This is a genomic window from Streptomyces sp. NPDC127084 (assembly GCF_042724175.1).
Classification (GTDB): domain Bacteria; phylum Actinomycetota; class Actinomycetes; order Streptomycetales; family Streptomycetaceae; genus Streptomyces.
The window spans coordinates 1-12,304 of sequence record NZ_JBHXFA010000181.1; the positions used below are offsets into that span (position 1 = coordinate 1).

The following is a 12,304-nucleotide window of genomic DNA, read 5'->3' on the forward strand; positions in this document are numbered from 1 at the left end:
ACGGACGGTTGTCCGTCGCGCCACCGGAAGGGGTGAATACACGTAACTTTCCCGGGCTCAGGGCGTTCGATAGCGCTACGAACTGCACCCGGGCGACGGCCTCGCGAGCCGGCGGCCGACTTCGCGCCGGCCGGCGGGCGGCCGCGCGTCAGTCCTCGGGGTAGACCCAGGGGTTGGGGCGGCAGCGCACCCCGTCGATGTCGAGCGACTTGGTCTGCTGCTGCATCACGGGCGCCAGGGCACCGGGTGTCCTGCAGTCCACGTGGCCGTGCCCGAGCCGGTGGCCGACTTCGTGGTTGATCAGCATCTGGCGGTAGGCGAGCATCGCCTTGGGCCCGTAGGTCGGGGAACCCTGGGCCCAGCGGTAGGCGTTGATCATCACGCGTTCCGTCTCGTGGGAGTTGCATGAGACGTTGCCGACGATGGTGTCCAGATCGGACTTGGCGCACCAGACGCCGGTGGTACCAGGGCTGGCGAGGGTGATCACGAACTGAGGGTCCCCGGAGGAGATCCGCTCGAACGTCATGTCCCCGTCGCGGGCCCAGCTCCGCTTGTCGTTGAGGGTCTGCTGGACGGCCTTCGCGAAGAGCGCGCCGTCCAGGCCGAGGCCCTTCTCCACATCGATCCGGTAGCGGATCTTCTCGCCACTGCCCGGCGCCTTGTCGAAACCGGGCACCGCCGCGAAGTCGCCTGACCCCTTGAGCTCGGGGTCAAGCGGGAACTGCTTGGCCATCAGCTGTGCGTAGCCGAGTGGGGCGGCCGGCACCCGGGGAGCCTGCCGCTGCGGGGTGGGCCTGCTGTCGGAGCGGGACGCGGAGCCCTCCGCGCTGCCCCGGTCCGCTTCCGCCGCGGCACGCGCGTCGGCCTCGTCCGCGCCATCGCCGGTGACCTGGCCCGCGACGACGACCGCGAGCACGGTGGTGACGGCCGCGGCGGCGATGCCGGTGACCGTGCGGCCCTTGATCGCCCTGGCCGCCGGCCTCGCCGACGCGTCGCCGCCCGGCGCGACGTCGGGAGAGGTCTGCTCCTTGAGCCCTGGCGCCCCTACGGCGCCTGGCGCACCCGAAGCACCGGGAACCGCCCCTGGCGTGCCCGGAGTGCCCGCTGTATCGAACGCCTCGACAAACTCCCGCCGCGGGCCGGGGATCCGGGCCCCGGCGCCGATCGGCGACCCCTGCCGTGCGGGCCCGGGCGGGGCGGCGACGGGGTGCCCGCCCGTCATGGTGGCCGTCTGTCCGCGTGGGACGCCCCGCCAGTCGCCGTACCGCGAGCCGCCCTGCGGCGCGCCCCAGCCGCCGCCTGGCTCATGCTGCTCCGGATGGCCACCGCGCACGCTGGGGAAACCGCGCGCCGGAGTTCCGTCGGTCCGTGTGCCGTGCGCGGGTGTGCCGTGGACGGGGGTGTCGTACGACGGCGTACGGGCGGGCGTGTTGCCGTACGCCGGGACCCCGTGCGCGGGAGTGCCGTACACCGGGATTCCATGCGCGGGAGTGCCGTACACCGGGACCCCGTACTCGGGGGTGCCGTGCGCGGGAGTGCCGTACTCGGGGGTGCCGTGCGCCGGGGTCGGGTACGCGCTCCGGCCGCCGTACTCCCCGCGCCCGCCCCCGTCACCGTTCGCCGCCGGGGCGGCCCCCGCGTTCCTGCTGTCCGCGGCCTTGGGTGCGGGGCCCTTGCGGCTGTGTCGTCCCACGCCCCGGATCAGCTCCTGCCGCTGTTGTCGTCGAGAAATGCCCTGACGGCCGCCGCCACCGTCTCCGGGTACTCCATCATGGCGACGTGTCCGGCGTCCGGCAGGGTCAGCAGTCGTGAGTCACGGAACGCCGCGGCGGCCTTACGTGCCATCCGGTACGAGACGAGCTGGTCCCGGCATCCGTAGACCAGGAGCGTGGGCGCGAGCACCCGTTCCGCCTGCCGCCACAGTCCGTGCTGCCCGCCGAGCGTATAGGCGTCCACGAGGCCGCGGGACGAGCGCGCCATCGCGTCCCAGAAGTACGGGAGTTCGAGCCGTCGCTCCATCTCCTCGACTGCATGCCGGAAGCCCTGGTCGGTCACCCGGCCCGGGTCTCCGTAGCAGAGGGCCATGACCCCGCGGACCCGCATCTCCGGGGTCCAGTGCTTCGTCATACGGCTGAACAACCGGGCCACACCGGGCAGTGCGAGCGCCGCCGTGGGCCAGGCGGAGCGTTGGGCACGCAGCTCGGGCAGCGCGGGCGAGACAAGGGTGAGGGTGCGGACGAGGTCGGGCCGGACGGCGGCGATACGGGTGCAGATCGCGCCACCCAGCGAGTTCCCGATCAGGTGCGCAGGACCGCGCCCGGAGGCGTCCATCATCCGGATGACGGCGCGGGCATGCCCCGTGACCGAGTAGTTCCCGTCGTCCGGCGGCGGTGAGTCGCCGAATCCGGGCAGGTCGACCGCCTCGCCGTCCACCCGGCCTTCGAGCCGCTCCATCAGCGCGGACCAGTTCTGGGACGAGCCGCCGAGACCGTGTACGTAGAGCGCGCGGGGCAGCCCGGCGGCAGCGGGGGGACGCGCGCGCACGGTGAGCGTCAGACCGGGCAGGGTGACGGAGCGCAGCTCCTCACCCGCCGCGACCCGCACGGCACGGGTCCGCGGAACCGGTGCGGAGGCGCGGGAACCCGGCAGCTCGGTCGAAGACATGGGGGCAATGTTACGAGACGATCACGCCACCAATGCTGTGTTCGCCGTCACACGTCCCGGCTCCCCCACGCGCCTCCGGGACGGCTCCGCCACCGGCACCGGAACCGGCCTGCGGGCCGTTCGCACCCGTCCGCGCTCCGGATCGACACCGAAACGGCACACTCCACCGCATAGCGCCGGGCAGGAGGAACTCCTACGCTCGTATCTATACAGGGCACGCACCCCGCCCCCTGCTGCCCCGGACGCACAGGAAAGGGATCCCGATGGCTGTCGATCCGGCGGACCCGGACACCTTCGCGGAGGACGACCAGGGCCAGGCGATCGCTCCTGACGAGCTCGCCGACCTCGAGGGGCTCGATGAGGAGGTCCCCGAGGCGGACGCCGCGGAGCAGCACACGGAACTACAGCAGCGCCGGGATGACCCGCTGACGGGAATCAGCTTGTTCGCCGCCAACGAGGCCGACGCGGCGGAACAGGCACGAGTGGTCGCGCTGGACGAGGACGACTACCGCTGATTCGGTCGGCTTCCGGTCCGTTCCGGGTTCCGTGGGCGTCCGGTACGTGAAATTCTGCGCTCGCACCGCGCACACCACGGTTACCGAAAAGTACGATGGCGGGCGCGGCTAGTGGCCGCGGCACAGGACACTGTGCGTGTACATCGAACGTGGGAGGCGGCGTGACAGCCATCGAGCAGACAGAGGCGGCGCGCCCGCGAGGCACCCGCCTGCCGCGCCGTGCCCGACGCAACCAGCTCCTGGGTGCGGCCCAGGAGGTGTTTGTCGCCCAGGGCTACCACTCCGCGGCGATGGACGACATCGCCGAGCGCGCCGGCGTCAGCAAGCCGGTGCTCTACCAGCACTTCCCCGGGAAGCTGGAGCTCTACCTCGCGCTCCTCGACCAGCACTGCGAGTCGCTGCTCCAGGCGGTACGGGGCGCCCTCGCCTCGACGTCGGACAACAAGCTGCGGGTCGCGGCGACCATGGACGCCTACTTCGCCTATGTGGAGGACGAGGGCGGCGCGTTCCGTCTGGTGTTCGAGTCGGACCTGACCAACGAGCCCGCCGTTCGTGAGCGCGTGGAGCGGGTGTCGTTGCAGTGCGCGGAGGCGATCTCGCAGGTCATCGCCGAGGACACCGCGCTGACCGAGGAGGAGTCCATGCTGCTGGCCGTCGGGCTCGGCGGTGTGTCGCAGGTCGTGGCGCGCTACTGGCTGTCCAGCGAGTCCTCGATCCCTCGGGATCAGGCGGTCCAGCTGCTGACCTCGCTGGCGTGGCGCGGCATCGCCGGGTTCCCGCTCCAGGGCGGCGAGAGCGCCTGACCCGGACCGCGGCGAGCCGTCCGGCGCCGGGGGCCGTCCGGAGGACCCGACCGCCCATGCGCGTCCCCCTGTTCGCTCCCAGCGTGCGCCAGGGCGCCGTGCCCGGTCCCCTTACCGGGCTAATGTGTGCAGCGTACGGCGCGGCTGACCGCGCATAGCTGACCGTTCGGAGGGACAAAGCCGTGGAGGTCAAGATCGGCGTGCAGCACGCGCCCCGGGAGATCGTTCTGGAGAGCGGTCAGACCGCCGAGGAGGTGGAGCAGGCCGTGGCCGACGCCCTGTCCGGCAAGGCGCAGCTGCTCAGCCTGGTGGACGAGAAGGGCCGCAAGGTGCTCGTGCCCGGCGACCGGATCGCCTACGTGGAGATCGGCGAGGTGACGGCGCGCCGCGTCGGCTTCGGAGCACTCTGAATCGCTCTTGCTTTCGAGGGCCCGGCGGATACCGCCGGGCCCTTCGCATGCTCGGGTTGCGGCGGGGATTGCGTCATGGTGGGTTCGGGTAGGACGGCCTGTGACCGCAAATGCCCTGGGATCCCCGGGGTTCCTCCCGCGCCGGCGGGAGGAGCAGTCCGGGGATCGGCGCACATGAGGTGATCCGTGGTGATCGTGGAAGCTCTCGGCTCCCTGCTACTCGGAATCGTGCTGTCCTGGGCGGCCGTGCGATGGCTTTCCGAGCGGCTACCCGCACCGCGCACGGTGTACGGGACCGGCGCGGTGGGTGCGCTCTTCGGGGCGTATCTCACGCATTCGGCGATCGGATCCGGCCATCAGCTCGCCACCCTGGCCGGAGCGCTGCTCGTCGCGGGCGTCACCCTGTCGCTGCTGGTCCGCCCCGCGGGCCGCAGGCTCCGGCGGGGATCAGCCGCAGCCTGATCCCCGCCCACCCGCCAGGCTCTCGTCTCCCGGAAGACGCAGTCCGTCCGCACATCAGGTCAGCCCACCTGCAACGCACACGGGGACTTCGGGCGGCGCCAGGTCGGCCGTGACTAAGCCGCCAGCCCCAGCGCGGCCATCCGCTTGGTGTGCGCCTTGGTGATACGGGTGAACATCTCGCCTACCGCCGCCAGGTCGAAACCGCCCGCGACCCCGCCCACCAGCATCGTCGACAGCGCGTCCCGCTCCGCGACGACCCGCTGCGCCTGGGACAGCGCCTCGCCCATCAGCCGGCGCGCCCACAGCGCGAGCCGTCCACCGACCCGGGGGTCCGCCTCGATAGCGGCGCGCACCTTCTCCACGGCGAAGTTGCCGTGGCCTGTGTCATCCAGCACCGCCAGGACCAGACCGCGGGTGTCCGAATCCAGACGCACGGCGACCTCGCGGTAGAAGTCGCTGGCGATCGAGTCGCCGACATACGCCTTGACCAGCCCCTCCAGCCAGTCCGACGGCGCGGTCTGCCGGTGGAACTCGTCCAGCGCCGCCGCGAACGGCTCCATGGCGGCGGTCGGGTCCGTCTCGATCGCGGCCAGCCTGTCCCGCAGCCGCTCGAAGTGGTGGAACTCCGCCGAGGCCATCTTCGCCAGCTCCGCCTTGTCGGCCAGCGTGGGCGCCAGCTTGGCGTCCTCCGCGAGCCTCTCGAAAGCCGCCAGTTCGCCGTAGGCGAGCGCGCCCAGCAGATCCACCACCGCGGCACGGTACTGCGGATCGGCCGAGGCCGCGGCCCAGTCCTGGGCGGCGATCCCGGTGAGTTCGTCGTCGGTGCCGGACACCGGCTCGGTCGCGTTGTCTGACGTCTCCATGGAGCGCACAATAGCCCGCCGCCCGGTTGGCTGAAGGCCCTGGTCAGCACCCGGCACAAGATGGCTCGCCGGAATTCGCCCAACACAGATGCGCGAATCCGGGGTACAGTGCTATGAGAGCCCGTGACGTATGCACAGTCGCGTACGCGGACGGGCCCTATGAATGACGGGCCCTGGACGGGCCCTACTGAATGAGGATGCCCGGTCGGTGGCCCGATCGGCTCCGACCCGACAGCCCTCTGTGCACCCTTTCGCACACGAGGGGCCCTCAGCGGCATGAGCGCTCGAGCGACGGCAGTGGTCCCGCGCCTTCCGGCCACCCCACGGCCGGTCCACCAGTACCAAAGGTGCGGTAAGACCCCCAGCGTTCGCCTCATGCCGCGTCTCACAGAAGAGGCAACACCCTGACTACGCAGATCAAGACTTTCCGTGAACTCGGGATCTTCCCCGAGACCGCCGAGGCCCTCGAGGCCGTCGGCATCGTCACCCCCTTCCCCATCCAGGAGATGACCCTCCCCGTCGCACTCTCCGGCACGGACGTGATCGGGCAGGCCAAGACCGGTACGGGCAAGACCCTCGGCTTCGGCCTTCCGCTGCTGGAGCGGGTCATCGTGCCCGTGGACGTCGAGGCGGGCCGCGCCAAGCCGGAGGAGCTGACCGACACCCCGCAGGCACTGGTGGTCGTGCCCACCCGCGAGCTGTGCACGCAGGTCACCAATGACCTGCTGACGGCCGGCAAGGTGCGCAACGTCCGAGTGCTCGCGATCTACGGCGGCCGTTCCTACGAGCCGCAGGTCGAAGCCCTCAAGAAGGGTGTCGACGTCGTCGTCGGCACCCCCGGCCGACTGCTCGATCTCGCGGGCCAGCGCAAGCTGAACCTGTCGAAGGTCAAGGCACTGGTGCTGGACGAGGCCGACGAGATGCTCGACCTCGGCTTCCTGCCCGACGTCGAGAAGATCATCCAGCTGCTGCCGGCCAAGCGCCAGACCATGCTCTTCTCGGCGACCATGCCCGGCGCCGTGATCGGTCTCGCCCGCCGCTACATGTCGCAGCCGACGCACATTCGCGCGACCGCCCCGGACGACCAGGGCGCGACCGTCGCCAACATCACCCAGCGCGTCTACCGGGCTCACTCGATGGACAAGCCGGAGATGGTCGCGCGCATCCTGCAGGCCGAGGGCCGCGGACTCGCGATGATCTTCTGCCGTACGAAGCGTACGGCCGCGGACATCGCGGAGCAGCTGTCGCGGCGCGGCTTCGCCTCCGGCGCCGTCCACGGCGACCTGGGGCAGGGCGCCCGTGAGCAGGCGCTGCGCGCTTTCCGCAACGGCAAGGTGGACGTACTCGTCTGCACCGATGTCGCCGCCCGCGGCATCGACGTCGAGGGCGTCACGCATGTGATCAACTACCAGTCGCCCGAGGACGAGAAGACGTATCTGCATCGCATCGGCCGTACCGGCCGCGCGGGCGCGTCCGGTACCGCCGTGACGCTGGTCGACTGGGACGACATCCCGCGCTGGCAGCTGATCAACAAGGCACTGGACCTGGGCTTCAGCGATCCGCTGGAGACCTACTCGACGTCGCCGCACCTCTTCGAGGAGCTGGGCATCCCCGCCGGCACCAAGGGCGTGCTGCCCCGTGCCGAGCGGACCCGCGCCGGCCTCGCCGCCGAGGAGATCGAGGACCTCGGGGAGCCCGGCGGCCGTGGCCGTTCCGGGCGGGCGAAGAAGGAGGAGCCCCCGGCTCGCACGCGCACTCCGCGCCAGCGGCGGCGTACGCGGGGCGGTTCGGCGGTTGACGAGACCGAGGGTGCGGCGGCGGAGTCCGTCGAGCCCACACCGTCGGACGCGCCGGACCCGTCCGACATGGGCGAGGACACGGCTCCGCGTACCCCGCGGCGCCGCCGCCGCACCCGTGTCAGCGCCGGCGCCGGTACCGCCGAGGCCCCGGTGACCGCCGAAGCGGTGGCCGAGCCGGCCGCGGACGAGGCAGCCGAGCCCGCGAAGCCGCGCCGCCGCCGCACCCGTGCAAGTGCCGGCGCCGAGGCCCCGGTGACCGCCGAAGCGGTGGCCGAGCCGGCCATGGACGAGGCAGCCGAGCCCGCGAAGCCGCGCCGCCGCCGCACCCGCGCCGCCGCCGCCAAGGCCGTGACCGTCGGCGCCCCGGCGACCGAGGCCGCCGTGATGACCGAGGCCGCCGGGACCGAGTCGGCCACCGGCGAGGTTGCCGCGGAGCCCGCGAAGCCGCGCCGCCGCCGCGCCACCCGCGCGAAGGCCGTGACCCAGCCTGAGAGCTGAGTCCATCCGGCCGTCGGCCGAGTTCGTCGGGAAGAGCCCGTGCCCCCCCCGGGGGGGGGGGTGGGCACCGAGGGGGGACGACTCGGAGTATTGGCGCCCCCCCCCCCAGTGGCCCCCCCCCCCCCCCCCCGCGGCCGCTCTCGGGGTCCCTGGGCCCTCCCCCCTCGCCCGTTGTCCCGCCACCCCCCCCCACTGCTCGGTAACCTCTTCGTATGAGCCGCCCGCCCACCTTTGCGCCCCCCGCCTGCGCCCGGTCCCGCATGCTGGAGACCTCGCGCGGCGACTTCGCCGTGCTGGACGCCCAGCCGGACGGCTCACCCCGGGGCACCGCGCTCCTCCTGCCCGGATACACCGGGAGCAAGGAGGACTTCATCGCCATGCTGGAGCCGCTCACCGCCGCCGGGTACCGCGCCATCGCGATCGACGGCCGCGGCCAGTACGAAAGCGAAGGGCCCCCGTCCCAGGAGGCTTACGTCCAGGACGAGCTGGCCAGGGATGTGCTGGCCCAGGCAGCGGCGGTCGGCGGTCCCCTCCACCTGGTCGGGCATTCGCTGGGCGGCCAGATCTCCCGTGCCGCAGTCCTCAGCGACGCGCGGCCGTTCGTCACACTCACGCTGATCTCGTCGGGTCCGGCCCGTATCGCCCCCGAGCAGCGCGACAAGGTGAAGCTGCTGAGCGAGGCCATCGCGGCGATGAGCATGACCGAGATCTGGGAGGCCATGCGGGCCATGGACACCCCGGAGGAGGCAGCGCTCAACGGGGACCGCGAAGATCTGCGGCACCGCTGGCTGCGGCATAACCCGCACCAGCTGCTCGCCACCGGCCACCAGCTCACCATCGAGCCGGACCGGGTGGACGAGCTGGCCGCGGTGCGACTGCCGAAGCACGTGGTCTCCGGTGAGTACGACGACACCTGGCCCGTGCCCCTGATGGACGAGATGGCGGTACGGCTCGGCGCACGGCGCACCGTCATCGACGGCGCCCAGCACTCACCGAACACCGACCGGCCCGTAGAGACAGCCGAGGCACTGGCACGGTTCTGGCACGAGCACGAGCGCGAGCACTGAGCCCGCAGAGCCCTGACAAGCCGGAAGCCCGGGCGTCAGAGCCGGCTCTGGAGGTGCTGCCAGAAGCCGTCCCGCAAGGCGCGCCTGAGGTGGGCGTAGCCGCGCAGGGAGTGCTGGAGCCGTTTCTCCGCCTCTATGAGCAGGTCCTGGTCCACCGGGCCGGGCAGGTAGGGGTGCCCGGGAAGCAGCTCCAGCATCGTCGCCCGGCCGCGCTCGGCGATCCAGGTGGCCGCTATCTGGGCGCCGACGAGGCGCACGTCGTCGCGGGACGGGGTGGGGGTGTCGTCCTCGTATGTGGTGACGGGCCGCCGGGTCACGTACGGGCGGCAGAAGTCGAGGTCGAAGGTGCGCTGGCTGTCGACCTCCCAGAGCAGCGGCTCCGCCTGATTGCGCCCGTCCGCCGCCTCGATGCCCCAGAGGTGGACTCGCGCGCCGTATCCCTGTGCCGCCTCGACGGCGGAGACCAGATCCTCGTCGCCGCCGACGAGTGCCGCGTCACTGATCGCCCGGTGCCGTGCCAGTGACTCCAGGTCGGTGCGGATGAGGGAGTCGACGCCCTTCTGCTGGTTGTTGGCGTTCAGATTGCCCAGCCGGACCTTGACGTCGGGGAGTTCGGCGATGGCCTGCTGCTCGGCGGTGTGGATACGGCGCCGGGCACCGTCGTACCAGTAGACCCTGAGCAGCCGACTGTCCGCGAAGATCGTGCGGGCCTTGTCGATGAAGGCCTCGATCAGTCCTTCGGCGTCCAGATCGAAGGAGCGCCGGTCCTCGGTGCCCGCGACCAGCAATCCGGCGGAAGCATAGACGTAACCGGCGTCCACGAAGATGGCATGTGTGGACGGGGTCTTGGCGACCTCGGCGAGCATGCGCTGGAGCAGCTCGTTGGTGCGCTCCAGGCGGGCGCTGATGCGGTGGAGCTGAAGCTCATCGTCGCCGCTCATGTCGTTCATATGGGCCTCATGGATCTCATGGATCTCATTGTGGTGCGGCCGCGGTGCCATACCGGCCAGTAGTTAGTCATCCAAAAATTTTCTTTAGCGTAGGGAATGTTTGCGGCTCTGCTCCTGTTGGCAAGGGTGGAACTGGGACGGACAGAAGGGAGAAGCTCTATATGCGCTTCGAGATCATGCGACTGGACGACGTCGACGGCACGGCCGTTGACAGCACCGTTGTCGATGCCGCCTCCGTCAACCGGATGGTCCTCCAGGCGGCCGCGATCGGCCAGCGGATCTACATCCGGCCGGCCGAATGCGCGGCCTCATAACCTGCACAGCCCGCACAGCCCGCACAGCCCGCACGGCCCGCACGGCAACACCGCACGACACCGTCGATGCCGTCGGCCATGGGTCGAGCGCACATCGCCCCCGCCCGGTGACCTTCGTGGGGGGGGGTTTTGGTTGCGGTCATCCGTACCGGGCTACTATCCCTGGATCACCTGAGTGACGCCGTTGATGATCTGCTGCACCGCGATCGCCGACAGCATCATTCCGGCGAGCCGGGTCACCAGGACCACCCCGCCGTCCTTGATCAGCCGGATGATCAGCAGCGAGTAGCGCAGGGTCAGCCACAGCACGGCGTGCATGGCGACGATCGCCGCCCAGACGGCGACCTGCTCCCCGGTCCCGGAGGCGTTCTGCACCGCGAGGATCACCGAGACGATGGCTCCGGGACCGGCCAGCAGCGGCATCCCGAGGGGGACGAGCGCGACATTGACGTCCTTCGTCTGCTTGGGCTCGTCGGTCTTGCCGGTGAGCAGGTCCAGGGCGATCAGCAGCAGGAGCAGCCCGCCCGCGATCATCAGGGCGGGGACAGAGACATGGAGATACCCGAGGATCTGCTGGCCGAGGATGCCGAACACGGTGATGACTCCGAACGCCACCGCCACGGCCTGCCAGGCCATCCGCCGCTGCACCTTGGTGGCGCGACCGGAGGTGAGGGCGAGAAAGATCGGCGTGATCCCGGGGGGATCCATGATCACGAAGAGGGTGAGGAAGAGCGAACCGAAGACGGCGACGTCGAACACAGTGGTGCCTTGCAGGGGTGTGGTGGATGTGCTGGGTGTGGTGCGCGCGTGGTGGCCCGTGGCTTGGTGCACCGAGCCGGTCCGCCGGTACCGCGTGCATGCCGGGTGCGTGTACCGAGTGTGCGTACCGGATCAGCGACGAGCGGGATCAGCGCGTGTCAGTCGAGGTGTGGGACAACGCCGAAGGCGGCGCTCCGGTGGTCAGCGGGCGGGCGTTCCGCCCGTACCGGGGACCGGGAAAGCGCCGGTCGCGCGGCGCGTGATCTCGCCGTAGATCTCCGGGTCGGTCGTGTACTCCCCGAGCCGGCAGGTCTTGCGGCTGCCGTGGTAGTCGCTGGACCCGGTGGTGAGCAGCCCGAGCTCGGCGGCGAGGCCGCGCAACTGGGCACGGGACGCCTCGTCGTGGTCCATGTGGTCCACCTCTATGCCGTCGAGCCCGGCCTCCGCCAGCCGGGCGATGGTGCCCTCCGGCACCACCTGCCCGCGGGTGACGGCGAGCGGGTGGGCGAAGACCGTGACGCCTCCGGCCGCCTTGACCAGGCGGATGGCGTCGAAGGGGTCGAGCTCGTGCTTCTCGACATAGGCCCGCCCGTCGTTCGCCAGCCAGTCGGGCGTGAAGGCGGCGGAGACATCCGGGACGACGCCGAGCTCGACGAGCGCGGAGGCGATATGAGGGCGGCCGACGGAGACCTTGCCGGTTGCCTCGCCGCTGTGCCCGGCGATACGGGCCACCTGCTCCCACGTGACCGGTACGCCCAGCTCCTGGAGCTTGGCGACCATGGCCTTGGCCCGCGGCACCCGGTCGTCCCTGACCAGCTCGCGCTCGCGCGCCAGCTCGGGCTCCTCCGGATCGAAGAGATAGGCCAGCATATGCAGGCTCACCCCATCGGCCCGGCAGGAGAGTTCGGCTCCGGTGACAAGGGTGAGGGGGGCGCTCTGCCCGGCGAGGGCGGCGAGGGCCTCGGCATGCCCGGCGACGGTGTCGTGGTCGGTCAGCGCGACGACGTCGAGTCCGGCGGCGACGGCGTTGCGGACCAGTTCGGCGGGGGTGTCCGTACCGTCCGAAGCCGTGGAGTGGGTGTGCAGATCGATACGCACGACACGGACTCCAGGGCGCACTTAGGACGGATGGGAACCACTCAAGAGTAACGGCACCCCCGGGACCCTCAGGAACACCGCGTAGGGCAGCCCACCCAGGGG

13 protein-coding genes are annotated in these 12,304 nt (G+C 71.1%); 7 read left to right on the plus strand and 6 right to left on the minus strand.

Going from position 1 to position 12,304, the window contains the following annotated elements; all coding sequences use genetic code 11:
- Positions 1-148: 148 nt before the first annotated feature.
- Together ACFWI9_RS29330 and ACFWI9_RS29335 are read right to left on the minus strand one after the other, a co-directional pair.
- Positions 149-1,693 carry a DUF3152 domain-containing protein gene (locus ACFWI9_RS29330; RefSeq protein WP_387166753.1) on the minus strand — a complete coding sequence of 515 codons (1,545 nt, stop codon included), beginning with the start codon at positions 1,691-1,693 and terminating at the stop codon, positions 149-151.
- Positions 1,694-1,701: 8 nt separating this feature from the next.
- Entirely contained in the window at positions 1,702-2,664 is a 963-nt protein-coding gene (locus ACFWI9_RS29335) for an alpha/beta fold hydrolase (protein WP_387166756.1), read from the minus strand.
- Positions 2,665-2,927: 263 nt separating this feature from the next.
- Between ACFWI9_RS29335 and ACFWI9_RS29340 the strand changes: the two genes are divergently transcribed.
- The 4 genes from ACFWI9_RS29340 to ACFWI9_RS29355 all read left to right on the plus strand — a co-directional run bounded on the left by ACFWI9_RS29340 (position 2,928) and on the right by ACFWI9_RS29355 (position 4,854).
- A complete protein-coding gene (locus tag ACFWI9_RS29340; protein ID WP_387166758.1) occupies positions 2,928-3,179 on the plus strand; it encodes a hypothetical protein in 252 nt (83 codons plus the stop codon).
- Positions 3,180-3,340: 161 nt separating this feature from the next.
- Positions 3,341-3,982 carry a TetR/AcrR family transcriptional regulator gene (locus tag ACFWI9_RS29345; protein WP_387166760.1) on the plus strand — a complete coding sequence of 214 codons (642 nt, stop codon included), beginning with the start codon at positions 3,341-3,343 and terminating at the stop codon, positions 3,980-3,982.
- A 182-nt stretch (positions 3,983-4,164) separates the two neighbouring features.
- Entirely contained in the window at positions 4,165-4,392 is a 228-nt protein-coding gene (locus ACFWI9_RS29350; protein WP_387166762.1) for a DUF3107 domain-containing protein, read from the plus strand.
- A 189-nt stretch (positions 4,393-4,581) separates the two neighbouring features.
- A complete protein-coding gene (locus ACFWI9_RS29355) occupies positions 4,582-4,854 on the plus strand; it encodes a hypothetical protein (RefSeq protein WP_387166776.1) in 273 nt (90 codons plus the stop codon).
- Between the two features lie 113 nt (positions 4,855-4,967).
- Here ACFWI9_RS29355 and ACFWI9_RS29360 read toward each other — a convergent pair whose 3' ends face one another.
- The gene (locus ACFWI9_RS29360; RefSeq protein WP_387166764.1) at positions 4,968-5,717 is read right to left on the minus strand and encodes a ferritin-like fold-containing protein; all 750 of its coding nucleotides are present in this window, start codon (positions 5,715-5,717) and stop codon (positions 4,968-4,970) included.
- Between the two features lie 506 nt (positions 5,718-6,223).
- Between ACFWI9_RS29360 and ACFWI9_RS29365 the strand changes: the two genes are divergently transcribed.
- Both ACFWI9_RS29365 and ACFWI9_RS29370 read left to right on the plus strand, forming a co-directional pair.
- Entirely contained in the window at positions 6,224-8,014 is a 1,791-nt protein-coding gene (locus ACFWI9_RS29365; RefSeq protein WP_387166767.1) for a DEAD/DEAH box helicase, read from the plus strand.
- 212 nt (positions 8,015-8,226) lie between these two features.
- Entirely contained in the window at positions 8,227-9,081 is an 855-nt protein-coding gene (locus ACFWI9_RS29370) for an alpha/beta fold hydrolase (RefSeq protein ID WP_387166770.1), read from the plus strand.
- A gap of 35 nt (positions 9,082-9,116) precedes the next feature.
- On the opposite strand, the gene ACFWI9_RS29375 is transcribed toward ACFWI9_RS29370, so the two are convergent.
- Positions 9,117-10,022 (minus strand): NYN domain-containing protein, encoded by a 906-nt coding sequence (locus tag ACFWI9_RS29375; protein WP_387166779.1) that lies wholly within the window; start codon positions 10,020-10,022, stop codon positions 9,117-9,119.
- Positions 10,023-10,192: 170 nt separating this feature from the next.
- On the opposite strand from ACFWI9_RS29375, the gene ACFWI9_RS29380 reads away from it, so the two are divergent.
- Positions 10,193-10,345: a hypothetical protein gene (locus tag ACFWI9_RS29380; protein ID WP_387166772.1), complete on the plus strand. Its 153-nt coding sequence runs from the start codon at positions 10,193-10,195 to the stop codon at positions 10,343-10,345.
- 156 nt (positions 10,346-10,501) lie between these two features.
- Here ACFWI9_RS29380 and ACFWI9_RS29385 read toward each other — a convergent pair whose 3' ends face one another.
- Together ACFWI9_RS29385 and ACFWI9_RS29390 are read right to left on the minus strand one after the other, a co-directional pair.
- Complete coding sequence (locus ACFWI9_RS29385) at positions 10,502-11,104, minus strand: MarC family protein (protein ID WP_387166782.1); 603 nt, start codon at positions 11,102-11,104, stop codon at positions 10,502-10,504.
- Positions 11,105-11,305: 201 nt separating this feature from the next.
- Complete coding sequence (locus ACFWI9_RS29390) at positions 11,306-12,202, minus strand: PHP domain-containing protein (protein WP_387166775.1); 897 nt, start codon at positions 12,200-12,202, stop codon at positions 11,306-11,308.
- Positions 12,203-12,304: the final 102 nt, after the last annotated feature.

What these genes read in the sequence shown, in the direction of transcription:
- ACFWI9_RS29360 (WP_387166764.1), bottom strand. Translation starts at nt 5,717, where the DNA reads ATGGAGACGTCAGACAACGCGACCGAGCCGGTGTCCGGCACCGACGAC.
- ACFWI9_RS29375 (WP_387166779.1), bottom strand. Translation starts at nt 10,022, where the DNA reads ATGAGCGGCGACGATGAGCTTCAGCTCCACCGCATCAGCGCCCGCCTG.
- ACFWI9_RS29370 (WP_387166770.1), top strand. Translation starts at nt 8,227, where the DNA reads ATGAGCCGCCCGCCCACCTTTGCGCCCCCCGCCTGCGCCCGGTCCCGC.
- ACFWI9_RS29340 (WP_387166758.1), top strand. Translation starts at nt 2,928, where the DNA reads ATGGCTGTCGATCCGGCGGACCCGGACACCTTCGCGGAGGACGACCAG.
- ACFWI9_RS29380 (WP_387166772.1), top strand. Translation starts at nt 10,193, where the DNA reads ATGCGCTTCGAGATCATGCGACTGGACGACGTCGACGGCACGGCCGTT.
- ACFWI9_RS29335 (WP_387166756.1), bottom strand. Translation starts at nt 2,664, where the DNA reads ATGTCTTCGACCGAGCTGCCGGGTTCCCGCGCCTCCGCACCGGTTCCG.
- ACFWI9_RS29365 (WP_387166767.1), top strand. Translation starts at nt 6,224, where the DNA reads ATGACCCTCCCCGTCGCACTCTCCGGCACGGACGTGATCGGGCAGGCC.